23 protein-coding genes are annotated in these 24814 nt (G+C 60.6%); 10 read left to right on the top strand and 13 right to left on the bottom strand.

Going from position 1 to position 24814, the window contains the following annotated elements:
• Positions 1–2 precede the first annotated feature (2 nt).
• The 5 genes from efeO to HD598_RS10330 all read right to left on the bottom strand — a co-directional run bounded on the left by efeO (position 3) and on the right by HD598_RS10330 (position 5951).
• Positions 3–1169 carry an iron uptake system protein EfeO gene (efeO, locus tag HD598_RS10350; RefSeq protein WP_183665703.1) on the bottom strand — a complete coding sequence of 389 codons (1167 nt, stop codon included), beginning with the start codon at positions 1167–1169 and terminating at the stop codon, positions 3–5.
• A gap of 52 nt (positions 1170–1221) precedes the next feature.
• Positions 1222–2082 (bottom strand): iron uptake transporter permease EfeU, encoded by an 861-nt coding sequence (efeU, locus tag HD598_RS10345; protein ID WP_183665701.1) that lies wholly within the window; start codon positions 2080–2082, stop codon positions 1222–1224.
• Positions 2083–2219: 137 nt separating this feature from the next.
• Positions 2220–3092: a zinc metalloprotease HtpX gene (gene htpX, locus HD598_RS10340; RefSeq protein WP_183665699.1), complete on the bottom strand. Its 873-nt coding sequence runs from the start codon at positions 3090–3092 to the stop codon at positions 2220–2222.
• A gap of 148 nt (positions 3093–3240) precedes the next feature.
• Positions 3241–4542 (bottom strand): MFS transporter, encoded by a 1302-nt coding sequence (locus tag HD598_RS10335; RefSeq protein WP_183665697.1) that lies wholly within the window; start codon positions 4540–4542, stop codon positions 3241–3243.
• Between the two features lie 17 nt (positions 4543–4559).
• Positions 4560–5951 carry an FAD-dependent oxidoreductase gene (locus HD598_RS10330; protein WP_232318020.1) on the bottom strand — a complete coding sequence of 464 codons (1392 nt, stop codon included), beginning with the start codon at positions 5949–5951 and terminating at the stop codon, positions 4560–4562.
• A 160-nt stretch (positions 5952–6111) separates the two neighbouring features.
• Here HD598_RS10330 and rarD point away from each other — a divergent pair, with 160 nt between their 5' ends.
• A complete protein-coding gene (gene rarD, locus HD598_RS10325) occupies positions 6112–7038 on the top strand; it encodes an EamA family transporter RarD (protein WP_183665695.1) in 927 nt (308 codons plus the stop codon).
• Here the strand turns inward: rarD and gabT are convergent.
• The 3 genes from gabT to HD598_RS10310 form a co-directional block, all read right to left on the bottom strand.
• The gene (gabT, locus tag HD598_RS10320; RefSeq protein WP_183665692.1) at positions 7001–8350 is read right to left on the bottom strand and encodes a 4-aminobutyrate--2-oxoglutarate transaminase; all 1350 of its coding nucleotides are present in this window, start codon (positions 8348–8350) and stop codon (positions 7001–7003) included. The genes rarD and gabT overlap by 38 nt on opposite strands.
• Positions 8351–8607: 257 nt before the next feature.
• A complete protein-coding gene (locus tag HD598_RS10315; protein ID WP_071894902.1) occupies positions 8608–8751 on the bottom strand; it encodes a methionine/alanine import family NSS transporter small subunit in 144 nt (47 codons plus the stop codon).
• A complete protein-coding gene (locus tag HD598_RS10310; RefSeq protein ID WP_183665690.1) occupies positions 8748–10346 on the bottom strand; it encodes a sodium-dependent transporter in 1599 nt (532 codons plus the stop codon). Before HD598_RS10310 ends, HD598_RS10315 begins: the two co-directional genes overlap by 4 nt.
• Before the next feature lie 96 nt (positions 10347–10442).
• Between HD598_RS10310 and HD598_RS10305 the strand changes: the two genes are divergently transcribed.
• The 5 genes from HD598_RS10305 to HD598_RS10285 are packed head-to-tail and all read left to right on the top strand — an operon-like array spanning position 10443 to position 14381.
• A complete protein-coding gene (locus HD598_RS10305; RefSeq protein ID WP_071894901.1) occupies positions 10443–11960 on the top strand; it encodes a PucR family transcriptional regulator in 1518 nt (505 codons plus the stop codon).
• Between the two features lie 8 nt (positions 11961–11968).
• On the top strand, positions 11969–12622 hold the full coding sequence (locus tag HD598_RS10300; protein ID WP_071895395.1) for a trimeric intracellular cation channel family protein: 654 nt from the start codon (positions 11969–11971) through the stop codon (positions 12620–12622).
• A gap of 40 nt (positions 12623–12662) precedes the next feature.
• Positions 12663–13109 carry a hypothetical protein gene (locus HD598_RS10295; protein WP_071894900.1) on the top strand — a complete coding sequence of 149 codons (447 nt, stop codon included), beginning with the start codon at positions 12663–12665 and terminating at the stop codon, positions 13107–13109.
• A gap of 14 nt (positions 13110–13123) precedes the next feature.
• The gene (locus tag HD598_RS10290) at positions 13124–13630 is read left to right on the top strand and encodes an HIT family protein (RefSeq protein ID WP_071894899.1); all 507 of its coding nucleotides are present in this window, start codon (positions 13124–13126) and stop codon (positions 13628–13630) included.
• 52 nt (positions 13631–13682) lie between these two features.
• Positions 13683–14381 carry a DNA-3-methyladenine glycosylase gene (locus HD598_RS10285; protein WP_183665688.1) on the top strand — a complete coding sequence of 233 codons (699 nt, stop codon included), beginning with the start codon at positions 13683–13685 and terminating at the stop codon, positions 14379–14381.
• A 33-nt stretch (positions 14382–14414) separates the two neighbouring features.
• Here HD598_RS10285 and HD598_RS10280 read toward each other — a convergent pair whose 3' ends face one another.
• The 3 genes from HD598_RS10280 to HD598_RS10270 are packed head-to-tail and all read right to left on the bottom strand — an operon-like array spanning position 14415 to position 17587.
• Complete coding sequence (locus tag HD598_RS10280) at positions 14415–15524, bottom strand: polyprenyl synthetase family protein (protein ID WP_157103299.1); 1110 nt, start codon at positions 15522–15524, stop codon at positions 14415–14417.
• The gene (locus tag HD598_RS10275) at positions 15518–16882 is read right to left on the bottom strand and encodes a geranylgeranyl reductase family protein (RefSeq protein WP_183665686.1); all 1365 of its coding nucleotides are present in this window, start codon (positions 16880–16882) and stop codon (positions 15518–15520) included. The genes HD598_RS10280 and HD598_RS10275 overlap by 7 nt, the downstream gene beginning before the upstream one ends.
• A 12-nt stretch (positions 16883–16894) precedes the next feature.
• Positions 16895–17587 carry a demethylmenaquinone methyltransferase gene (locus HD598_RS10270; RefSeq protein WP_183665684.1) on the bottom strand — a complete coding sequence of 231 codons (693 nt, stop codon included), beginning with the start codon at positions 17585–17587 and terminating at the stop codon, positions 16895–16897.
• A gap of 137 nt (positions 17588–17724) precedes the next feature.
• Between HD598_RS10270 and HD598_RS10265 the strand changes: the two genes are divergently transcribed.
• The 4 genes from HD598_RS10265 to HD598_RS10250 all read left to right on the top strand — a co-directional run bounded on the left by HD598_RS10265 (position 17725) and on the right by HD598_RS10250 (position 21781).
• A complete protein-coding gene (locus tag HD598_RS10265) occupies positions 17725–19074 on the top strand; it encodes an isochorismate synthase (RefSeq protein WP_183665681.1) in 1350 nt (449 codons plus the stop codon).
• 143 nt (positions 19075–19217) lie between these two features.
• Entirely contained in the window at positions 19218–20048 is an 831-nt protein-coding gene (locus HD598_RS10260) for an ABC transporter substrate-binding protein (RefSeq protein ID WP_071894895.1), read from the top strand.
• A gap of 143 nt (positions 20049–20191) precedes the next feature.
• Positions 20192–20986: an amino acid ABC transporter permease gene (locus tag HD598_RS10255; protein WP_183665679.1), complete on the top strand. Its 795-nt coding sequence runs from the start codon at positions 20192–20194 to the stop codon at positions 20984–20986.
• Between the two features lie 9 nt (positions 20987–20995).
• Entirely contained in the window at positions 20996–21781 is a 786-nt protein-coding gene (locus HD598_RS10250) for an amino acid ABC transporter ATP-binding protein (RefSeq protein ID WP_183665677.1), read from the top strand.
• A gap of 110 nt (positions 21782–21891) precedes the next feature.
• On the opposite strand, the gene HD598_RS10245 is transcribed toward HD598_RS10250, so the two are convergent.
• Together HD598_RS10245 and menD are read right to left on the bottom strand one after the other, a co-directional pair.
• Positions 21892–22803, bottom strand: coding sequence for a dioxygenase family protein (locus HD598_RS10245; protein WP_183665675.1), 912 nt, complete (start codon positions 22801–22803; stop codon positions 21892–21894).
• A gap of 51 nt (positions 22804–22854) precedes the next feature.
• A complete protein-coding gene (gene menD / locus HD598_RS10240) occupies positions 22855–24765 on the bottom strand; it encodes a 2-succinyl-5-enolpyruvyl-6-hydroxy-3-cyclohexene-1-carboxylic-acid synthase (protein WP_183665673.1) in 1911 nt (636 codons plus the stop codon).
• Positions 24766–24814: the final 49 nt, after the last annotated feature.

Genomic DNA, 24814 nt, shown 5'->3' with positions numbered 1-24814 from the left:
TGCTACTTCACAACTTCGCTTGTGAGCTGGGACAGCGGCTCACCAAGAGCATCCACCGCGGCGGAAAGCTCCTGGATCTGCGCTTCCGTCAGATCCGTGTACAGCACGTAGCCGTCGCCCTTTTCGTACTTGGCGAGCAGGGTTTCCAGCTCAGTAAAGTTCTTGGTCAACGTTGCGGAAAGTTCGTCGTTGGTGCCCTTGAGCAGCGGCTTGAGGTCCTCAAATGCCGTCTTGGCGCCTTCGATGTTGGCCGCGAAATCCCAGAGGTCGGTGTGGGAGAAGGCTTCTTCTTCGCCTGTGACCTTGCCGGTGGCGACTTCGTCCAGCAGTCCCTTGGAGCCGTTGGAGAGCGCGTCTACTGTGAACTCGATTTCCTTGGCGCGGGAGACCAGCTCCTTGGTGTTGGTGACCATGCCGTCGGCGATTTCTTGACGCTCAGCGGCGGTCATCTTGGTGTAGGACGCGTCGGTCACCCACAGGTCCTTCTCGACGCGGTGCCAACCGGTGAACTCTTGGCCTTCTTCGAGGTCCGCTTCGCGAGCGTCCAAGATGGGGTCGAGGTCGCCGAAGGATTCCGCGACGGGCTCGATGCGCTCCCAGTGCATGCGCACGGCGGGGTAGAGCGCCTTGGCTTCTGCCACGTTGCCGGCGGCGAAGGCGGCCGCGAACTCTCCGGTTCCGGCCTCGAGTGCGTCAGCTTCTTGGGCCACGAACTCTTGGTACTGCTTCACGGCGTCTTCTTGGAGGGCAACGCGGTTGGCGTCGACGGTACCGTTGGCGCCTGCCGTGAGGGTGAAGTCCTGCGTGATGCCGTCGCCCACCATGCCCGGCTTGCACTGGGTGGTGTAGCTGCCGGGTCCGGCGATGACGGTGAGCTGGCGCGAAAGTCCCGGGCCGATGTTCTCAACTTCACCCACAATGCGGTTTCCGTCGCTGGCGATCAGGTAGAACTCGGTGACCTGGGTGCCGTCGTTCTTGACGTTGAAGGTGACCGTGCCGCTGCTGGTTTCGCTGGCCGTGAGCGTGCATTCGGTGTCCGTGCTGGAGACGGCGATGGGTCCGCCGGCTTCCGTTCCGGTGGCGCTGCTGGGTTGCGCGTTGGAGGTGCAGCCGGTCAGGCCGAGGCCCGCGATGAGCGCAAGAGGGACGGCGCGCTGGATGAGCTTCATGGAAGGACAGTACTTTCGTAAGAGGGATACAGAGGGAGTACGACGACGCCGCTTAGTGCGCGCTGACAACGGCACTGTGGGTGCCACTTGCGGAGGCGGACGGCTGGGAGTTTCCGCCGCGAAGGCGAGCGAAATACAAGGCCATGACCGGGATGACGTAGGCCACCCACGCGATCGCTTCGAGCCAGGTGGTTTGTGGGGAGAAGTTGAAGATGCCCTTCAAGAGCACGCCATACCAGCTTGCTGGCGGAATGATGGTGGAAACATCGAAGGCGAGGTTGTGCAGTCCGGGCAGGACACCAGCCTCTTGGAGATCGTGAATGCCATAGGCGAGCACACCACCGGCGATGATGATCAGCAGGGCGCCGGTCCACTTGAAGAAAGGTGCCAGCTTGATGGCCAGCACGCCCTTGTGAATCAGGAATCCCATGAGGATTGCCACGGCCAAGCCGATTGCGGCGCCAACGAGTGGCTCCCACGTCTCGCCGGTAGCGCGAGCCGCGGCCCACAAGAACAGTGCTGTTTCGAGCCCTTCGCGACCCACTGCGAGCGCAGCGACCGCAACGAGTGCTCCGGTACTGGCCGCTGCGGCGTCGTCCACTTTGGACCGCAAATCAGCGCCCAGACCGCGGGCAGCGCGCGCCATCCAGAAGACCATCCACGTCACGAAGCCCACGGCAATGATGGACAGCGTGCCGCCGATGATTTCTTGGGCTTCGAAGGTCAGTCCGCTGGGGCCAAACGTGAGGAGTGCACCGAAACCCAGAGACACCACAACAGCCGCTGCGACGCCGATCCAGATTCGTTTCGCCAGATGGGAGGGACCAGTTTTGTTCAGGTAAGCCAGCAAGAGAACAACAACGAGTGCAGCTTCGAGGCCTTCGCGGAGGCCAATCAGAAAGTTTCCGGTCATGCGGATGGTGCCCTTTGTCCAAACCAGGTGGACACGCGGCCCTCAAGGTCTTTGAATTACGCAAGGTCAATCTTGCTTTACAAAGGTTAGGCTCACCTATATAAATTCACAAGTCCATTGAGAGGACCCACTGATGGCTAGCCGTCGAGGCGACGACCAGCCATGGCTTCAAGGCGGGCAACACGGTCATCCATGGGTGGGTGTGTTGCGAAAAGTTTCTGCACACCGCCGCCACGGAATGGATTCGCGATCATCATGTGCGAGGCGTTGACCACGCGCGGCTCTTCTTGAAGCGGCCGAGCCTGCACTCCTCGCTCGAGCTTGCGCAGCGCCGAGGCGAGAGCGAGCGGATCGTTGGTCAAGCGTGCGCCGTCTTCATCGGCGTCGTACTCTCGAGTGCGGCTGATGGCCATCTGAATGACCGACGCAGCGATAGGCGCCAAGAGGGCGATCGCGATGGTCGCGATGGGGTTTTGGTTTCGGCGATCTCCACCGCCGAAGAACATCAAGAACTGGGCCACCGAGGTGATGACGCCGGCCACGGCAGCGGCTACGGACGAGGTCAGAATGTCTCGGTTATAGACGTGCATGAGCTCATGCCCCAGGACTCCGCGCAATTCGCGCTCATCCAAGATTTCCAGGATTCCCTCAGTGCAGCAGACCGCTGCGTGATGCGGGTCGCGGCCGGTCGCAAAAGCGTTCGGGGCGATGGTCGGTGACACGTACAGCGCGGGCATAGGCTGGCCAGCCGTCTGGGACAGCTCGCGCACAATGCGGTACATCTCAGGCTGCTGAGCTTCCGTCACGGGGTAAGCGCGCATAGCGCGGATGGCCAGCTTGTCAGAATTCCAGTAACCGTAGGCCGTCGTTGCCAAACCGATCAGCCCAAAAATCCAGATGAACGCGGACTGTTGGGTGGAGGAAGCAATGAGTCCACCGATGGCCAGGAGAATGGCAAACATTCCACCTAACAATCCGACAGTCTTCAGTCCGTTGTTGTGGGAATGCATGATGGTCCTTTCGCTGAACAAGCCACCCGTGGTGTGTCACATCTACTGTAATAACAACGCGTGAAAGTGCGGGAGTGTTCCGCTCAGGGCATGGAGCAAGTGAGTGGAACTACAGTGCAGAATTACGGCGTGGAACTACCGCGTGAAATTACGGCGTGAGATGACGCGAATCGTACTTGAGGAAGCCTGGCTGCCACAGCATGAGCGCCGCTGCCGTGGCGGCGCTGACGATGCCGCCGATCACGAGCGTCCACCCTTCACCCATGGCAGTCGCGACGCCACCGGCGATCATGTCGCCTAGCCGCGGTCCTCCGGCAACCACCACAATGAAGACGCCTTGGAGTCGTCCGCGCATGTGGTCTGGTGCCGCCGATTGCAAGATGGTGTTGCGGAAGACAGCACTGATGGAATCCGCGATGCCGGCGGTGAGCATGAAGATCGCTGCGATCCACACGTATCCGGTCATCGGCGCGTTCAGCGGGAGTGGACCGCCGTTGGCTCGGATGGCCCACAGCACCACGATGCCAAAGCCCACCATGGAGAGGGCCCAGCCGGTGACGGAGAGATACACGGCTTTACCTTGATGATGGATGCTTCCTAGCGGACCGGAGAACAGTCCGGTCAACAAGGTTCCTAGCGCCACCGCGCCTAGGAGGATGCCCACGGTGGTTCCGCCGCCGCCCAAGAGGAGTGCGCCGATGGCGGGAAGCAACGCACGGGGCGAGGCGAGCACCATGGAGGCCATGTCGATGAGGAACGTCATGCGCACGTTGGGGTGCGTGCCCAAGAATTTGAAGCCGTCAATGACGGACTTGACTCCCGCGACGCGAGCGCTGCCGTCCGCATTCGGTTCGGGCGGTAGGGCGGGGAGCCGGTACACCGAGTAGAGCGCCGCCAAGAACGTCACGACGTCCAGGGTGTAGGTCCACGCGTAGCCAACCCACGCCACCAACAGTCCGCCCACCAGCGGACCCACCATCATGGCCACACCGAAGGTCACCATGTTCAGTGAGTTCGCCGCCGGCAGGAGTTTGCGCCCCACAAGGGCGGGAATGATGGCGCCGCGCGTGGGCTGGTTGATGCCGGACGCGGCCGCGTGCAAGGCGATGAGAATCAGGATGACCCACACGTTGCGCCAGCCCAGCCACGCTTGAAGCGCGATCCCACACGTCACGATCCACAGGGCGATCGAAGAGAACAGTGCCACTTTGCGGCGATCGTAAACGTCCGCGATGGAACCGCCATAGAGCCCGGTGATGACCAGCGGCACGAGGCCGAACAGCCCCACGAGCCCCACATAAAAGCTGGAGCCGGTGATCTCAAAGATTTCCAAGCTCACCGCGATCATGGTGACTTGCAGACCTACCGCCGAGAGCGAATTGCCCACCCACAAGCGTCGATACGCGGGAGAGGTGCGCAGAGGGGTGAGGTCAGCTAGGAGCCGAGCCATGACCGGGGTGACCGGGACTATTCAGCGCGCGAGATGTTGACCATCTCGTCGCGGGGCACAACCTTGACGCGCTCGCGGGCCACGGGGCCCTGAGCGGTGGCTTGGGCGCCGAGTTCACGTTCGTGAGCGTCGAGCTTGTTCCAGCCTTCCCACGTGGTGTAGTCGATGCCGCGCTCTTCCAGAAGTTCAATAACGGCTTCTTCAGAAGGCACCTCGGGGGTTGGCAAGGACGCGGAATCTTCCAGCAAGTTTCCGATGGTCTCGAGCGCATCGCCCTTGGTGTGGCCGATGAGGCCCACGGGGCCGCGCTTGATCCAACCCGTGGTGTAGAGGCCAGCCAAGTGCTGCTGATCCGCGTCTACCACGCGGCCGCCGACGTTCGTGATGACGCCGCGGCGCGCATCGAACGGCAAACCGGGAAGCTCGGAGCCGAAGTAACCGATGGCGCGGTAGACGGCCTGGAGTGGGTATTCCACGATCTCGCCGGTGCCGCGCACGTTGCCGGTGCCGTCCAGCTCTTGGCGCTCAAATTTCATGCCGACGACCTTGCCGTCTTCGCCGAGGATCTCGACGGGAGCGTGCAAGAAGTGCAAGTGCAAGCGGCGGGAAGCGCCCGTGTCCTGATCTTCCACAATCCAGTTGGTCAACGTGTTGACCATGGTCTTGACCTGGTTGTTGGTCTTGATGGCCTCATCTGAGGCTTCATCGAATTCAAAGTCTTCCGGGTACAGCACAATGTCCACGTCGCGAGAGTGGGACAGTTCGCGCAGTTCCAGCGGCGTGAACTTGATCTGCGCGGGGCCACGGCGGCCGAACACATGCACGTCCGTGACGGGGCTCTGCTTGAGGCCCTGGTACACGTTGTCTGGGATTTCGGTGACCAGCAGATCGTCCGCGTGCTTGGACAACACGCGCGCCACGTCCAAGGCCACGTTGCCGTTACCAATCACGGCAACCTGCTGGGCATTTAGCGGCCACTCGCGTGGCACGTCCGGCTGTCCGTCATACCAAGACACAAAATCTGCTGCGCCGTAAGAGCCATCAAGCTCCACGCCCGGGATGTTCAGCGGGGCGTCCTTGATGGCGCCGGTTGCGAAAATCACTGCGTGGTAGTGCTTCTTGAGGTCCTCGAGCGTGAGGTCTCGGCCAAAGGTGACGTTACCGATGAAGCGGATGTCACCACGGTCCAGCACCTTGTGCAGTGCGGTCACGATGCCCTTGATGCGTGGGTGATCCGGGGCGACGCCGTAGCGGATCAGGCCGTAAGGCGCGGGGTAAGCGTCAAAGAGGTCAATACTGACCTCGAACTCGCGGTCTGCTTTCGTCAGGATGTCCGCTGCATAAACGCCCGCCGGCCCGGCTCCAATAATGGCAACGCGCAGGGGCGAGGTTTCAGTCGTCGAGGACACAGAATTCCTTTCGAGCAAGTGGCGCTGACAGCAGCCCACGTGAGGTTTCGCCCGGATCGGGACCCCGGGCACCAACTTACTATTCTAATAGGCGCCGCAAATCGGAAAGCGGCCCACGGAACCGAGTTGCGTCGTCGTACGCAGAAGGCAGTATGTACTAGTGACGAAAACCGCGCCGACCCCCGCGCCCAACGCTCAAGCTGGAGGCATCCTTGCGGGCCTCGGCGCCTATTTTTTGTGGGGGCTTTTGCCGCTGTACTTCGCGCTGCTGGCTCCGGCCGGTCCGCTCGAAATCGTGGCGGCGCGCGTGTTCTTCTCCTTGGTGGTATGCCTCGCGCTAGTGCTGATTCTCAAGGAATGGGGCACGCTCAAGACGGCGTTGCGCACTCCGCGTACGGTGGGGATGCTCGCGCTGGCGTCGGCGCTGATCGCCGTGAATTGGGTGGTCTATACCTTCGCGGTGCTCAACGGTGAGACCGTGTCCGCGGCACTGGGGTATTTCATCAACCCGCTGGTGTCCACGTTCTTGGGCGTCGTGATCCTGAAGGAGCGCTTGCGTCCTTTGCAATGGGTCGCGGTGGGCTTTGGCCTGCTGGCTGTGGTGGTACTAACGGTGGGTTACGGCTCGCTACCGCTTATAGCGCTTACGTTGGCGTTCTCGTTTGGGCTCTACGGGCTGGTCAAGAACCGTTTGGGGCACTCCATTACGACGACGACCGGGCTCACCATTGAGACGCTGGTTTTGGTTCCGTTTTCGCTAGCGTTCTTGGCCTATCTGGCCGCGACCGGGCAGACGACGATCACGTCTGAAGGCCCGGGGCACTTCTTGTTGCTCATGGGCACCGGCATCATCACGGCTGTCCCGCTGTTGTTCTTCGGTTACGCAGCACAGCGTTTGCCGCTGAGCGTGATTGGGTCCTTGCAGTACATCGCTCCGGCGCTTCAATTCGTGACTGCCGTTGTGGTGTTTCACGAAGAGATGCCGCCGGAGCGATGGTGGGGTTTTGCGTTGGTCTGGGTTGCTATCGCAATCCTGACCGTTGATTCAATTAGGAGTTTTTCCGGATCACGTCCACCAAAACGGTGAGTGCTTCCTCGAAGAGTTCCTCAGTCATCACGAGTGGTGGCAGCAAACGAATAACGTTGCCGAAGGTTCCACAGGTGAGGATGACAATGCCTTCTGCAAGGCAGTCAGCTGCGATCTTCTTGGTGAGCTCAGCGTCTGGCTGCTTGCCACCGGCCTTGACGAATTCGATCGCGAGCATGGCACCGCGGCCGCGGACGTCGCCGACCGTCTGAACTTCCTTCTGGAGCGGAAGAAGGGTGTCGAAGAACTTCTTCTCCATGACTCGAGCCTTTTCGTTGAGGCCCTCTTCTTCCATGACCTCGATAGCTGCGAGCGCTGCGGCCACTGCTACTGGGTTACCGCCGTAGGTTCCGCCAAGGCCACCTGCGTGGACCTTGTCGAGGATGTCAGCGCGTCCCACGATGCCGGACAGTGGCATACCGCCTGCGATGCCCTTGGCCATGGTCATGATGTCTGGGACAACACCTTCGTGCTGGGAAGCGAACCATTCGCCGGTGCGGCAGAAGCCGGACTGCACTTCATCAGCGATGAAGACGATGCCCTGTTCCTTCGCCCATTCGGCGATGCGAGGCAAGAAGCCCTCGGCAGGAACAATGAAGCCGCCTTCGCCCTGGATGGGCTCGATGATGATGGCTGCGATCGCTTCGCCACCGATCTGCTTCTCCATGGTCAAGATGGCGCGCTCAGCGGCTTCCTTACCGGAGATGTTCGGGTTCTCTTCGCGGTACGGGTAGGACATTGGAATGCGGTAGATCTCCGGAGCGGTAGGGCCCATGCCCTTCTTGTACGGAGCAGCCTTCGCAGTCAAACCCATGGTGAGGTTGGTGCGGCCGTGGTAGGCGTGATCGAAGGCCACGACTGCCGAGCGGCCGGTAGCAACGCGAGCTACCTTGACGGCGTTCTCGACGGCCTCGGAGCCGGAGTTGAAGAACGCAACGCGCTTCTCATGCTCACCGGGAGCAAGCTGTGCGATCTTCTCTGCGAGCTCTACGTAGCCTGCGTAAGGGGTGATCATGAAGCACGTGTGGTTGAAGCGCTGCGTCTGAGCAGCAACGGCTGCGGCAACCTTCGGGTGGGATGCACCCACGGTGGTCACGGCGATGCCGGAGCCCATGTCGATCAGCTGGTTGCCATCGACGTCCACAATGATGCCGCCGTCGGCGTCTTCAACGTAGACCGGGAGGGTGGAGCTAACGCCGGCCGAGATGATCTGGCTGCGGCGTGCTGCCAATTCTTGGGACTTGGGGCCGGGGAAGGCGCCCGTCATCTTGCGCTGCTGTGCAATACGGAATTCTGCCGTAGTGGTTGCCATGAGCTATTCCTTTTCTCTTCGACAACGATCACGCGCAATCGCAGGCCGGGGGGTGAAAGTGGCGAATGCGTCTTTTCCGCGCGTGAAGGATTAGCTCCGATCCTAGAACCCTCAAGCAACCGGCGTCTTGTACCAAAATACAAATCGACCCGCAGTCCGTAGTGCAAGAGCACTGGGCTGCGGGTCGATCTTGTTTGCACGACAGATAGCGACTATCTGCGACGGTGCGGTCTAGCGTTTGCTTCTAGAAAGCCGGTCTAGAGTTCGGGAGCGTGCATGGTGGGAAGAACTTCGGGTTCTTCATCCTCCGGGTGACGGCTCAAGTTCCACATGGACAGCGCCAGTCCGCCCCAAACGGTGAGGATGGCAATGATCAGCATGATGATGGCGGTGGTGGTCATCGCTGACCTCCCTTCGTGTAGGAATCCGCTTCAGCGTTTTCGGCATCGCGGATCGCGTCATACTCGGGATCGAAATTGAGCTTGGACTTCGCAGACCACGGCACAAAGGACATCAGGATGGCGAACACAATCAGCGCAACGGACATGCCCCAACCAAAGATGGCGTTGAACCACAGCGGGTACCCGGAGTAGGACTCCGTGGACTTGGCGATGATCTCAGTGACCAGCATGTAGGCCAGCACGACGGGCGCAATAACGCCCGCGAGAATGAACCAGACGCCACCCAGCTTGAAGCTCGAGTAGCGGTTGACGTGCTCGCGCAACGACGGAAGATTGCGGTAGATCCACACCACCACAATGACCGCCACGAGGGCGCCTGCGACGATACCGAACTGGTTCACGAAGCCGTCCACCGTGTCCAGCACGTACAAGCCAGTGGTGGTCGGGAACAAAACGATCGAGATGATGGCCATCGGGATAGAAACAATCAGGGTAGAGAACGTACGACCCGCGCCCAGCTTATCCTGAACGGCTGCGACGATCACTTCCAAGATGGAGATGAGCGACGTAACACCAGCAAACACCAACGAGCCAAAGAACAGCACGCCGATGAGCTGGCCGGCAGGTGCCTCAGAAACGATGGCAGGGAAGGCGATGAACGCCAGGCCAATGCCACCCGTTGCTTGGTCGGCCACCGTGGTTCCGGCAGCCTGGGCCATGAAGCCAATGGCTGCGAACACACCAATACCGGCGAGGATCTCGAACGCTGAGTTGGCGAAGCCCACTACCAAGCCGGAACCCGTGAGGTCCGTCTTGCGCTTGAGGTAGGAGGAGTAGGTAACCATGATGCCGAAGCCCACGGAGAGGGAGAAGAAGATGTGACCGTAGGCGGCAGCCCAGACGGATGGGTCACCGAGTGCTTCCCAGCTTGGCGTGAAGAAAGCGTTGAGTCCATCCACGGCACCTGGCAAGAACAAGGACTGCACTACCAGGATCACGAACATCACCACGAGGAGCGGCAAGAAGATGGCGTTCGCGCGAGCGATACCCTTGCTTACGCCCGCAATCATGATGCCGATGGTGACAATCCAAACGATGATCAACGGAATGAGGATGCCTGGCACGAAGTCCAGAGACACCGAGGCCTCTGTTGCCGCGCCAGCTCGCTGAAGGAAATCTCCCATAAAGAACGCTTCGGGATCCTCACCCCACGCCTTCGTGACGGAGAAGATCGTGTACATCGAAGACCAGGCGATGATCACCGCGTAGTACACGGCGATCACGAAGCAGACCAGCACTTGCCACCAGCCGAGCGCTTCGGCCGGGCGGGCCAAACGTCGGAATGCCAGCGGCGCGGAGCCACGGAACTTGTGGCCCACGGCGTAGTCGAAGAAGAGAAGTGGGATACCTGCGGTCAAAAGCGCGGCGAGGTAAGGGATGAGGAAGGCGCCGCCGCCGTTTTCATAGGCGACATAAGGGAAGCGCCAAATGTTGCCAAGTCCAACGGCTGAGCCAATGGCTGACAGAATAAAGAGTCGTCGAGAGCTAAAGGTCTCGCGACGAACCGGCGTTTTGCCGTTCGTTGCTGTAGTCATGCCCACAAGACTAGGTTCACTCTGGGCGAACTCCAAGCTTCTAGGCACCATTTTTTGAGTTTCTTCCGCTAGCTATGCACAAATTAGGATGAGTTCATGGCCATGACCCTCGCGCAGTTGCTAGCGGTTCCCAGTCTTGGACTGACTCTGGTGCCGTCTGCGAAGGGTGCCGATCCGGCCTCGATTCAGCTGGCCTGGGCAGCTGTTACCGAGCAAGTGGACCCCTCCGTTTTCCTCACCGGCGACGAAGTTCTCCTCACCACCGGCATCCGCTTGCGCACTGCAGCGCTACAGCGCGATTTCGTGGTCAGCGCCAAGCGAGGTGGCGCTTCGGCGCTTGGTTTCGGGGTGGGATTAGGGCACGACGCCGTTCCCTCGGCTTTGCGTCTCACCGCTGAGGAAGTGGGACTTCCGTTATTCAAGGTCCCCTACCAAACCGCTTTCGCCGCGATCTCCCGCATCATTGCCGAAGACCTCGCTGCTGAGCACGTTTCCGGCATCCAACAGCTTCTCGCGGGACACCAAAAACTCTCTGCCGCACTGTTGCGCGGCGGTGGCATCGACGCGCTCCTTGACGTCCTTGAGAATTTCGTGGGCAACGCCGCCCGGGTGGAGCAGTACGGGATTGAACTGGGTAGCTCTCACCTCGCGACACAGGGCACCTCGGACCCGGTGTCCACGGATTCTGATGCAGAGTGGGCCGACTGGCCGATCGCCTCCGGGCTTCGTGACCGAGCCTCCTTGTTCATCCGGAAACCGCTCACCTCCGAAGCTCTCATTCCCTACGCGCAAAGCCTGCTGGGACTCGAACTCTCCAACCAAGCCCGCTTGCGCCGCACGTCCCGCATCGCCGTGGGCCAAGTGCTCGACGATGTCCTGCACGGTGGACTGCGCGGTTACGACGCATCTCTACGCATGCAATCTGTAGGTCTCGACGCAACGCAAGCGCACGGCGTCGTACTGGTTGAATCCAGTAGCGGGCACGCACCGCTAGGAGAAATGCCGCTACCCAGCCTGCCTCCTCGCGTCATCACCGCCATTCTGGATGGTCGACTCGCGATCATCGTGCCCTCGCGCGCCGCCGGCGGAAGTAAAGATGGCGGAACCGGCAACGACAGCGGACCAGGTCATGACGCCAGCGCTTCGGAACCGGGCGTCATCGCGGCGCAAGCCGCCGAGCTGTTCAGCTCCGCAACCACCCATCTCACCATCGGTTACGGGCGCTTGTACCCGGACGCGAATGGTTTGCGGCTGAGCTACTACGAGGCTCGTGAATCCTTGCGCTCCCTGCAGCCCATCAACGAACCCAGCCGTCTCTCGCTCACATCGCTGCTCCTCACGGCCAAGGATGTGCCGCTCATGGATCTGGCCCGCGAGATCCTGGAACCCCTTGAGAACGCCGACGCTCAACACAACGGTGAACTCATCAACACCTTGCGCCGGTTCCTTCATAGCTCAGGCGAAATCGGGCAAGTAGCGCGCGAACTCGGCGTGCACCGCAACACCGTGCGCTACCGCCTCCAACGAGTGACAGATTTGACCGGCTACTCCCCTGCCAACATGCAAGATCGCGTGCAGCTCTGGCTGGCCCTCGAAGCGAAGGAGCTCTCGTGAATCCGCTCATGCTCTCCGCGGACCTGCTCGGCATCTTCTTCTTCGCGGTCTCCGGCTCGTTGCTGGCGGCACGTAAGGGCTTCGACATCATCGGGTCCCTCGCCCTCGCCTACATGACCGGCCTCGGCGGCGGAATTGTGCGTGACCTGATCATCGATCAAGGCGTCCCGAACGTCTTCGTGAACACCATCTACCTGCTCCCGCCGTTCTTGGCGGCCATCGCCGTGTATTTGATGTCCACCCACTTGCAAAAGCTGCGCTATTTCATCTCCCTCTTCGACGCCGGCGGACTGGCTCTTTTCTGCATCACGGGAACGCTCGTTGCGCTAGAGGCCGGAATTGAACCCATCGTCGCCGTGCTCTTAGGTGTGGCCACGGCGTGCGGCGGCGGCTTGCTGCGTGACATCACCGCAAACGAAACACCTGGCCTGTTCAACCCTCGAGACCTCTACGCGGTTCCAGCATTCTTGGGCGCCAGCGTGACGGTTCTCTTGGAGATGACGGGCTGGTTTAACCTCCTCACGGCGACCATCACGGCGGTGGCCGTGTTCGTGATGCGCATGCTGGCGGTCCGCTTCAAGTGGAGTGCGCCACTTGCGGTTCGCGGTTGGTCCCGGCCTAGCCTGCGTTTGCCCCGATCTAGGGCTGACAACGCCAAGTAAGAGCGCACGGTAGGCCCGCATCTGCCGATAAGATCGAAGCATGGCCGATATGTTTCTTGAAAAGTTCCGCTCACTCGTTCCCGAATACCTCGATGACCAGTGGCAGCCCGAAGACGGTTTGAGCGAGGACGAGTTTGAGGACATGGTCCAGGAATCGTTGGGACGCTCCGCAACTCTGCTCCCCCAAGTGCTCCGCGAGTTCTACATGAGCGTGGGCGGCGTGGAAGACCTCATGGAGGCCTACTACTTTGTGTGGGAGCCAGACGAGTTTGAGATCGAAGACGGCTACCTCTTGTTCATGGAAGATGAGGAAGAACTCTTTGTGTGGGGCATCCGCGAGGATCAGCTCAACGTTCCGGACCCCATTGTGCACCGCCGCAATAACGCTACCGGCCGCTGGATGAGCGAGGACGGCACCTTCAGCGAATACATGCTGGATATGTATACGTGGGTGTTTGAAGAGCTCGAGCCTGAACTCGAAGACTGAGAAGTGACCCGTCGATGAGCGAACTCTGGCATTCTCACGCACCCGAGGGGTACGTCTGCCCGTTCTGCGAGCTGTTGAGTGGCAAGATCGAGTCCCCGGACAATCTCTGCGCCCTTACTGACTTCATTTACGCGAATGACAAGGCCGCAGCCATCATGGCGTGCGACGGTTTCGGCAACCACGGCGGCCACGTCATGATCATCCCCACGCAGCACCAAGAGGCGCTCTACGACGTTGATGAGGACACCGCGACGGCCATCATGCTGCTTGCTCGACGCATGACCTTGGCCATGAAAATTGCGTGGGATCCGGATGGCACCAGCGTGCGTCAGCACAACGAACCTGCTGGGAATCAGCACGTGTGGCACTACCACATGCATGTTTTCCCGAGGTATTTCGGCGATGACCTCTACAAGCAGTTGCGCCATCGCGTACCCGTGGAGGTGCGGGCGCGCAAGGCCCTCGAGTTGCGTGGGGCGTTGGATCAGGTTGACGCGTACGACGACGTAGCTCACCACTGATTCTCCCCTTGCGGACTCGCGGCTCACGCACGCTTAGTTCACGGAGGTACAAATGATTTCCGGTAACGGTTCCCTGGATTTCCTGAATGAACGCGCGTCCTTGGTAGCGCCGCAACTGTTGGGGTGGCGGCTTCGGCATACGAACGCCGAGGGCACCGTGGTGGTGGAGCTGACCGAAACGGAAGCCTACGAGGGCGAGATCGACCCAGCCTCTCACGCTTACCGTGGACTCACGGCGCGCACGGAGGCCATGTTCGGCCCCACGGGCAGGCTCTATATGTACCGCTCCTACGGCAATCACTGGGCGTGCAACATTGTGGCCCATACGCCCGAGGGTTCTGGCGGTGTGCTGTTGCGCGCGGGGAAAGTCGTGGAGGGTCTTGAGCTAGCTCATGCTCGTCGCGAACGTGTTCCGCGCAAACAGACGGTGCCGCGCAAGGTAGCGCTCACGGATGCCCAGCTCGCTCGGGGGCCAGGGAATCTAGCGCAAGCCCTTGGACTCAATCTCGAGCACTACGGCGCTGTCATCAACACCGAAATTGGCGCTGATAACGGCTCGCAACTTGGCACTTCTACTAGCTCCGCGAGTGGCGCAGTGGTGAGCTTGGAATGTCCCGAAGCTGCGTCGTCGTACTCCCAAATTTCTTCGGGACCCCGCGTAGGGGTGTCTCAAGCGGCGGACTGGCCGTGGCGGTTTTGGATCGACGGTGAGCCGAGCGTTACCGCGTACCGGCGCAATCCGCGCGCTTGAATCGCGTTTAACTACCTACTGATCGCGGACTAGTTACTGGTCGCGGGAGACCACAGCGTCGGCGAAGTCCAACAGCGCGTTCTTGACAGGACCGTTAGGAAGTGGAGACAGCGCCTCGCGAGCCTCGTCAGCCCACTGGCGGGCAACAGCCCAGGCCTCGTTCGTCGCTGGGTGCGTGGCAACCGCCTGAACAGCTGCAGCAAGCTGCTCGTCGCTGGTCAGATCGCCGTCGACCAAGGTGAGAACTTCGGTAGCGGTGGCGTCGCCCTCGGCGGACATGCGCCGCAAGATCAACACCGGCAAGGTGGGGACGCGCTCGCGCAGGTCCGTTCCCGGAGTCTTACCGGACTTCACCTTGGCGCCAGTCAGGTCAATGACGTCATCGGCGAGCTGGAAGGCAACGCCCACCTTTTCGCCGTATTCGCTCAGCAAGTTCATCTGGGCATCGCCGGAGCCGCCGAAGCGGGAGCCGAACTCGCCAGCGGCAGCCAGCAAGGATGCGGTCTTATCAGAGATCACGCTCAAGTGGTGCGTGAGCGCGTCCTCTTCAGGGCGCGGTCCCACGGATTCATGCAGCTGTCCCAAGCACAAGCGTTCGAACGTGCGAGCCTGCAAGTCAACAGCTTCCGGGCCCAAGGACGCGGCAAGAATGGAGGCACGCGCGAAGATCAGGTCGCCGGTAAGAATAGCAACCGAGTTGCCCCACACTTCATGAGCAGTGGGTGCGCCGCGGCGCAAGGGCGCGGAGTCCATGACGTCATCGTGGTACAGCGTCGCCAAGTGGGTAAGCTCCACCATTGCGGCGGCCTTGACCACGTCATCGCTGATCTCCTCGTTGCCGCTGAGCAAAGAGCTCAACAGCACCAGAAGCGGGCGAACGCGCTTACCGCCAGCCTCTACCAAATGGCGGCTGGTCTGATCAACGAAAGGGTCAGAATTCGCGATGGCATCGCGCAACATCTTCTCCACACGAGCCATACCCGTGAAAACGGCCGGGCCCAACGTGGGGTCATCTGCGATCTCCGCGAACCCTGGCGGAAGCTTGACGAGCTCGGCAAGGGCACGAGTTTCGGCGTCCAATTCCATGGATTCGGGCACAGAGTGCCCCGCAGCGGTCCAAGTGTTGTGGGATTGAGTCACGATTTATCAGACTTACTGTTGGTTGAGAGAGCTCGCACTAAGCCCAGCGGGCCGCGTACGTTCTGTGAAATGTTGCTCAAGGAACGGACGGAGTTTTGGTTGTTCGTGGCGGGTGTAAGCCGCTCGAGAACATGGATAACTCTATCTTCAATTGTTCGCGGCGCTTCATCCGAAAGGTTCGCGAGCAACCGCACCACCATGTTCATGAGAACTTGGCTGGACATGCCCAACTTCAGGGACAGACGCATGATGTGCGGGTTGCCGATCACTTGCGCGAACAGCCGGCCCTGTGTGAAGTGTGAACCCCACTCGTCACGGATGACATCCGCGTACCGAGCCAAGGATTCTTCCTTCGCAGCACCTGTGGTGGCCTTGAACGCATCCAGTACGGACTGCGCCGCCATGCGACCGGATTCCATCGCGTAAGAAATGCCCTCGCCGTTGAATGGGGACACCATGCCACCGGCGTCGCCGAGCAGCATGAACCCTGGCGAATAGTGCGGTGTCCGATTGAAGGCCATGGGAAGCGCGGCTCCCAGAATGCGTGAAGTCTGGTTTTCCTCCGTGAAGCCCCACTCTTCGGGCATCGCGGCGGTCCATTCTTTGAGGACCTGACGATAATCGAGCTTGCCGAACTCCTTGGACGAGTTCAGGATGCCAAGACCCACGTTGGAGGTGCCGTCGCCAACACCGAATACCCAGCCGTAACCCGGCAACGGATCGCCGTTCTTGCCGGGTAGCTCCAGCCAGCCTTCCATCCAGTCATCGAGGTGACGCGGAGAGCGGTAGTAGGTGCGGTAAGCAACGCCCATGGGACGGTCATCGCGCTTTTCGAAGCCGCGGCTTACGGCGGAGCGGCTGGAGTTTCCATCTGCTGCCAGTACGACGTCGCCGCTCACCTCGAGCGTCTCGCCCGTCTTACGTCCGGCTTCATTGAGGATCTGGGCGCGGACGCCGGTGACGCGGCCACTTTCGTTCGTGATGGTTTCCGTGACGGAGTGACCCTCAAGAATGCGGGCACCCGCGGATTGTGCGTGGCGGGCGAGGGCTTCGTCGAAGCCGAGGCGGGTCCGGATCAGACCGTAGTCAGGGAAGTCCGTGAGCTCAGGCCACGGAAGCTCCATCGAATTTCCGGCGGCTACTAGGCGCAATCCCTTGATGCGTCGCCATCCGGCTGACTCTTCATGCGGCAAGCCGAGGCGCTGGATTTCCCGAACTGCGCGTGGGGTCAGTGCGTCTCCGCAGACCTTTTCGCGTGGGAAACGGGTCTTCTCAAGCACCGTGACGTCTACGCCAGCACGCGCCAAGTAATAGGCGGCGGTTGACCCCGCGGGCCCAGCCCCCACAATAACTACAGACACAAAGACCCTTTGCTACTTCTTGAAACCGCGGTGCACGGCAACAATGCCACCGGCGAGATTACGGTACTGAACATCGCGCCAACCGACCGCGTCCAGCCACGCGGCGAGACCGTCCTGGTTAGGCCACGCACGAATGGACTCGGCAAGGTACTGGTACGCGGTGGGGTTTGAAGACACCTTGGTGGCGATCGCCGGAAGAGCACGCATGAGGTACTCCGTGTAAACGGTGCGCCATGGGGAGAACGTCGGGTGGGAGAACTCAGCGATCACCAAGCGTGCGCCGGGCTTGGCCACGCGGTACATCTCGCTCAATGCCAAGCGAGGATCCTGAATGTTGCGCAGACCAAAGCTGATGGTCACGGCGTCGAAGGAGTTATCTGCGAACGGCAGGTTCATGGCATCGCCCTTGACGAAGTCAATGTCCGGGCGGCGCTTCTTACCCACTTCAAGCATTCCGGTGGAGAAGTCGCAAGCAACCACGGAGACGCCAGCGTCTGCGTAGGGTTCGGAGGAGGTTCCGGTGCCCGCTGCGAGATCAAGGACGCGCTCGCCACGCTTGGCGTCTACTGCGTCCACCACGATCTTGCGCCAGCGGCGGGTCTGACCCATCGACAGAATGTCATTGGTGATGTCATAGCGGGCAGCTACGGCATCAAACATGCTCTGGACTTCGTCGGGTCGTTTTTCGAGAGTTGCGCGATTCACCCGTTCATTCTCCCAGCCACACGCAAGCCGCGCTAATCCGCCCCACCGGTAAGGGGCATGATGCGGGCAACCTCATATGCATTGCCCGGCCTATGGAATCGCCGTGACTGAACACTTACGAGTAATCTTGACTCACCATGTCCACAGGCACTCAGGGCACTTCAACGCCCACTCCCCTCGCGTCGCTCCCTCGCCTCGCCAGCGCGACCTTCGACTTCCCGGCGGCCGTCAACGTCCCACTCGATGATTTCGTGACGACTGATTCAGCACTGGTCTGGCTGCGGAACTCCGAGGGCATGATTGGGCTCGGCGAGGTTTTCTCCGTTGCCGCTCAAGGCACGGATCGATTCCACGAACTCCGCCAGGCCTGGAACGAGCTGCTGTCCGCCAAGGCTTCTTCCGACGCCGAACTTTTCGCATTCGTGGCCGTGGCCTTCAGCCACACGAGCGCACACGCGTCCCGACTGGTAGTGCCGGAGATGGTGATCCGCAAGAAAGGCGGAGATGCCTACCTGACGTGGCTCTTCGACCCAGAATCAGGGATTGCACCGGAGGCTGATCACGAGACATTGCGCGAACGCGCGCTGGAACGCCTCGCCGTCTTGCAACATGAATCCAGCGTGGGTCACCTCGACTTCCCGGATGTCGCCGACGTTCCGACCGAAGATCGCCTCCTGGTAGGCCATGTCAGCGACGAGCAATATGTTGAGTCCATCAAACGCGGCGTGGAGCGCATCAACTCCGGCGAACTCACCAAACTGGTGTTGGCTCGAGATGCCGTTGCAGAACTTGCTCAGCCGGTTCAGGTGTCACGCATTCTCAAAGAGCTTTCCGTGCGCTACCGCGACTGCTGGACCTACTCGATGCGCGGCCTGATTGGCGCCACCCCGGAGATGCTCATCCAGGTCATCAACGGAACCGCTCGCGCTCGCGTGCTGGCAGGAACCTTAGACCGCAAGTCGGCTCCCGTAGCCGATCCCGACTACGCGAAGCGCGCCTTGTCCGAGGACGAAAAACAGCGCCACGAACACCAATTGGCCATTGATTCGCTCACGTCTCAGCTGCTTCCCTACGTGACTCATATGGACGCCCACATTGAGCCCTTCGTGCTCGAGCTACCTAACGTATGGCACCTCGCCTCTGACGTCACCGCCAAGCTCCCCAGCAAGGACGCGCCCAACGCGCTGGATCTAGCAGAAATTCTTCATCCCACAGCAGCCGTCTGTGGCACTCCCACAGATGCAGCAGCATCAGCAATTCTGGAGCTCGAAGGCATGGACCGCGGACGATACGCCGGTCCCGTGGGATGGATCGACTCGCACGGTAACGGCGAGTTCGGAATTGCGCTGCGCGGCGGAATCGTTGAGTCAGCACACCGAATTCGCCTGTTCGCAGGCTGCGGAGTGGTCGCTGCGTCTGACCCCGCTTCAGAACTCGCGGAGTCCTGGGCAAAGATGCGTCCCATGCAACAAGCCCTCAATCTCTAACGAAAAATCCTCACGCTAGCGGCGCCGTCGTTCTGTATTTCGCTAGAAGTCGCGAATAATGTGACATAACGCTCAGATAGACTATGCGTTCAGTTCCCTAGCGAACCGAAAAGTTCCATCACTCCTTAGAAAAGGAACCCTTCATGACTCGCACCTCAAAGTCACTCAAAGTGCTTGCACTGTCCGCAGCGGCAGCTCTTGCACTGACGGCTTGTGGCGGATCCTCCACCGCATCCACCTCAAGCTCGGCCGCTTCCTCCGGCGCCTCCAGCGTCACACTCCTCAATGCTGGAAAGCTCACCGTCTGCTCTGACGTTCCTTACCCACCTTTCGAGTACCTCGAAAACGGAAAGACCGTTGGCTACGACATGGACGTGGCTGCGGAAGTCGCCAAGGATCTCAGCGTTGAAGTTAGCGTGATCGACGATTCCTTCGAATCCATCCAGTCCGGACTGGCCTTGGCTAAGTGCGATGTTTCGATCTCCTCGATCTCCATCACCGAAGAGCGCAAGAACAACATGGACTTCTCCGACCCATACTTGGATGACGACCTCGCGTTGTTCGCCAAGGACGGCTCCGGCATCACGGACCTCGAGTCCGCAAAGGGCAAGCGTGTAGGCGTTCAGGGCGCCACCACGGGCGAGTCCTACGCTAAGGACAACGGCCTTGAGACCATGCAGTTCGAAGATGGTGGCTTGCAGATTGAAGCTCTCAAGAACGGCCAGGTTGACGCTGTTCTTGGAAACATCTCCGTGCTGAACTACGGCCTCAAGGACACCGCAGAGTTCAAGAACGTAGCCAACTTCCCGACCGGTGAAAAGCTCGGCATTTCAATCAAGAAGGGCAACACGGCACTTCTTGAGGCCGTCAATGCAACGCTGAAGCGCATCGAGGGTGACGGCACCCTTGAGAAATACAAGGAAAAGTACGGACTGAGCACCCCAGCTGCAGCTTCCGCATCCTCTTCTTCCTAATTAACGTCGTCTTAACAGGACCGTAACGATCGCAAGTGCGTCCGGCGAAAAACTCGCTTTGAGTGCTTTTCGCCGGACGCACTTGCGTATACGGTTGATTCACCCTTCTGTCACACTTGCACCAACACTAGGAAGGCTCCGCCATGGCCATGACCGCACGGCAGCGCGCGCGGACCAGTAAGATCATCCAGCTGGCAATCTTTGTTGTCATTCTTGCTGCTCTCATCTTCTCCATTGACTGGCCGGTCATTTTCCGGTCCTTCTTCAATTTCGAGCGCATCGGCCCGATGTTCCCGGATCTGATCCTCGTGGGCCTCAAGAACACCCTCATTTACACGGTGCTCGGGTTCATCTTTGGTCTCACCGGCGGCCTCCTCTTGGCACTCATGAAGATGGCGTCCTTCGCCCCGTACCGCTGGTTCGCCACCGGTTACATTGAGTTCTTCCGCGGCATCCCAGCACTTCTGGTGTTCATCACCTTGGGCCTCGGCGTCCCCGCCGCGTTCCCCGGCACCAACTGGCCCGTACCCGTTGTGGTCATGATGTCCCTTGGCTTGGTGTCCTCCGCGTACATCGCAGAAACCCTTCGCGCCGGCCTACAAGCCGTGCCAAAGGGCCAAATGGAGGCAGCCCGCTCGTTGGGTATGCCAGCCTGGCGCGCCATGATTTCGATCATCATTCCGCAGGCCTTCCGCATTGTTCTTCCACCGCTCACCAACGAAGTTATCCTGCTCACCAAGGACTCCTCTTTGGTGTACGTGCTGGGTCTCTTGGCAACGCAGTACGAACTCACGAAGTTCGGCCGTGACGGCATCTCGAGCCTCGGTGCAGGTATCACCCCGCTGGTAGTTGCCGGCGCCATGTACTTGGTCATCACCATTCCATTGAGCTTCTTGGCACGCCGCTTCGAAGCCCGCACCGCTAAGACACGTCGGTAGGAGGACGCCATGACTACCACGAATCAGCCCGCTTTCAAGGCCGCGGGCGTATCCATCAAGGATCTTCGCAAGAGCTACGGCACCAACGAAGTTCTCAAGGGAATCAACCTTGATATTCAGCCAGGCGAAGTGGTTTGCCTCATTGGACCTTCGGGTTCTGGCAAGTCCACTGTGCTTCGATGCGTGAATCGCCTCGAGACCGCGAACGCCGGCACCATTGAGGTAGGCGGTTTCGAAACCACCGATCCCGAAGTGGACATCGACAAGATGCGTCAAAAAGTGGGCATGGTTTTCCAGCAGTTCAACCTGTTCCCGCACTTGACCGTGTTGGAGAACTGCACCATTTCACCCGTCAAGGTTCTCAAGAAGAGCGCTGCAGAAACAACGGCAAAGGCTCTGAAGAACTTGGCCGCCGTGGGTCTCGGCGACTTCGGTCACCGCTACCCTGACCAGCTTTCGGGCGGTCAGCAGCAGCGCGTGGCGATCGCTCGAGCGCTCACCATGGACCCTGAGCTCATGCTCTTTGACGAGCCAACCTCCGCGCTTGACCCGGAAACCGTTGGCGATGTGCTCGCAATCATGCGCCGTCTGGCACAGGATGGCATGACGATGCTTGTGGTCACCCACGAGATGGCCTTCGCTCGCGAAGTGGCCGACCGCGTGGTGTTCATGGATCAGGGCATTGTGGTGGAGCAGGGACCTGCCGAGCAGGTCATCGCTAACCCGCAGCAGCCGCGTACCCAGGACTTCCTCAAGCGCGTTCTTGATCCGACGCACGTCAAGATCGAAGACTAGACACACTCACCCGCGAGGTTGGCCCGCAGATGTTGCGCGGGGTTGACCCGCAGTTGTTGAATGACCCGCCACTCCCGCTTTGAATAGAGGAGAGGGCGGGTCATTTGTTTTTAGAGCGTGACGTTCAACGAAGCCTGGTACCCGGACGTCACGTTGCCGGACGTGCTGGCGAGCTGGTACACGCCGCCGTCGTCACCGAAGACGTTGTCTGAGGTCAGCGTTGTCTTGGGGAAGTTCTGGGCGCTGGATTCGTAGCCCTCGGTCTCGTACACGGCGCGGCATGAGGCGTCCGTCATGGCGACTTGCGAGACCTTGAGGATTTGGCCCGTGGAGCCCACGTTGTTGAGGGAGTCGAAGACTTCGAAGTGGATGTGCGGCCAGCGACCCATGTAGGCGCCCGGGAAGATGGTGGTGAAGGTGACTTGCCCGTTTTCGTCGGCTTCCTGGACGCCACGCAAGAAGTTGTCATCTTCGAAGCCGGTGTCATACATCGAGTACTTGCCGTCCTTGTTGCAGTGCCACGCGTACACGGCCGCACCTTCGTAGGGCACGCAGCCGTTGGCGTTGTCCAGGATGGTCAGGGTCAGCGTCAGCGGGATGCCTTCTTGCACGCCCGCATCTCCTCCGCCGAAGCTGCCACGGATGTCTTCGCGCACAATTCCCGATTCCTCGAGGACGTTCGGCCCGTTGGAGCCGTCAGCCGGGTATGGGCCCTCGGTCTCGTCTGGGATTTCCACGCCGCATTCGGCGATAGCGCGGGTGGTTCCGGCCGCGCTTGAGGAGCTGCTTGCGGAAGCGCCAGTTGAAGCACTGGAGGATGAGGACGACGACGCAGCTGCGGTCGAGCTCGAAGCGGAAGTTGAGGGTTGGCTTGCGCTTTGGGACGGGGCGCACGCGGCAAGAGCGGCCGAAGCCATGCCCACGAGGCCAACGCCGACGGCGCGACGGCGGGTCAGGAGGGTCTTGAGGTCGAACTCGAGTCCGCGGTCATGGTCTGGATGTGGCTGCTCAGTGTTTGTCATACCTACATCTTGTGACCCGCACGTATGTTTGTGGTCAGGCTTTCCTATGAATCAGCTATGGATATTTTCGAGCACCGCTTCCACTGCCTCGCGCATGGCACGCGTATGTGCCGTTCGTTCGGCACGGCTCACGTGAGTCTCAATCACGCGCACACCGTCCGATTCTTCCCTCAGTATCGATTCGAGTTCCCCAGCCGATCCGACGCCTCGATACTCCGCGCCATACCCGCGAGCAATCGAAGAAACGTCTACGTCTTGTGGCGTTCCGAAGAACCGCTCCACGGCGTCTTGCCACTGCGGACGCTGACCCACCGTGCCGTGCTCGAGCGTCGAAAAGATGCCGCCACCGTGGTCATTGAGCACAACGACGTCGAGTTGCTGGCTCGTTTCAAGGGCTCCGCGCACGAGCGCGGCGGCGTCATGCAAGAACGTCACGTCTCCCACGACCAGCGTGGTGCGCGTGGACTGATTTGTAGCTCCATCGGTTTCCGCGCTGGCCGCGATGCCGAGCGCCGTGGAGATGGTGCCGTCGATGCCCGCCAGTCCACGGTTCGCAAACACGCGCAAGGGCCGCGAGCGCGCGGGGGCGGCGATATCAATGTCACGAATGATGTTCGATGACCCGATAACCAGATTTCCGTCGACCGTGTTCCAGACAGCCCGAGCTACATCGTGTGCGCTCAGTGCATTCGGTTGTGACCGCCAGATGGGTTCAAGGACGTCCACGGCTTGTTCGGCTGCATGGTGCCAGGAGGAGAGCCAGTCGGCAGGTCCTCGGCCCGCGAACAGCAGAAGATCCTCAAGGTCCTCGATCATTCGCTCGGTGCGTTTTCCGGCGTCGAACCAGGCCACCGGCTCCGGAACATAAAGTGCAGAGGGAACGCGTTCGCTCTTCAAGAGGGCTGCGATCTCGCGATTGAGCGTAGGACGGCCGAACACCACGGCTCGGTCGATGTTCTCAACGAAGGAGGGAATCAGGAGACGGTACGCAGTCACCGCGTTCTCACCGTATCGGGCGTTCGAGCTCGGCTCGGCCAGCAACGGCAATCCCGTGTGGTTCGCGAAGTGTTCGGCGATCGGGCCGGCATCGTGCCCTGCGATCACCACGGTTCGACGCTCTTCGAGTTGCAGCGTTCCCGCCAAAAGGCGCAAGGACTCGGCGGTGTCTTCGGAAACGGTGGCGCTCCCAGCACCACTGTCGCCAGAGCCACTTGCCCTGTTCTCAACCGGGCCACCACTCTCAACCGGGCCACCACTTTCAACCGGGCCCCCGCTCTCAGCCGACGTATCCTCGGGACGCAAGGCTGCGTCGTCGTCCTCTATGCCGGGAGTGAGCGGATCGCGGAAGCTGAGGTTCACGTGAACCGGCCCCGGAGCAACGTCGTGGGAGGTGACGCCCTCGGGGGCGAACTGCGGGTTGCTCTCGTTGAGCAGCTGCGAGTGTTCGTGCGTGAGAATGCCGAGCGAGGCGGTGAGTGCTTGTCGAAGGCACCCCGTGGGATCGGCGCCGGCCGGAACGGCGACCGCGAAGCGCACGTGCCCGCCAAAAATTCCATCCTGCACGGTGGTCTGGTTAGCGCCAGTGCCCAGAAGCTCCTCGGGACGATCCGCGGTCAGGAGCAACAACGGCACCGACGCGTGATTCGCCTCCATCGCAGCAGGAAGCAAATTCCCCACCGCCGTACCGGACGTGGTGATAACAGCCGCGGGACGGCCCGTGTTCAAGCCAATACCCAGCGCAAAGAAGGCCGCGGAACGTTCATCAATGCGCACGTGGCTGGTCAACAGGTCGGGGTGCTGCGCCTCAAATTCAGCGATGGCGTAGGCAAGAGGCGCGCTCCGCGAACCCGGGGACACCACGACGTGCCGCACCCCACCGTCTACCATTTGCAGCACTGCTCTGCGCGCTGCTGTCATCGCCGAAATTTCCGGAGTGGATGGCTGTACCTGCTGAGAGCTCATGAATTCATCCTACGGACACGGTGGTTCAATGCCGGGGTAGGTGCGTCCT

It is taken from the genome of Neomicrococcus aestuarii (assembly GCF_014201135.1).
In the GTDB taxonomy this organism is placed as follows: Bacteria; Actinomycetota; Actinomycetes; order Actinomycetales; family Micrococcaceae; genus Neomicrococcus; species Neomicrococcus aestuarii.
The sequence above is the reverse complement of the archived record's forward strand: the minus strand, read 5'-3'. Positions and strand labels throughout refer to the sequence as shown.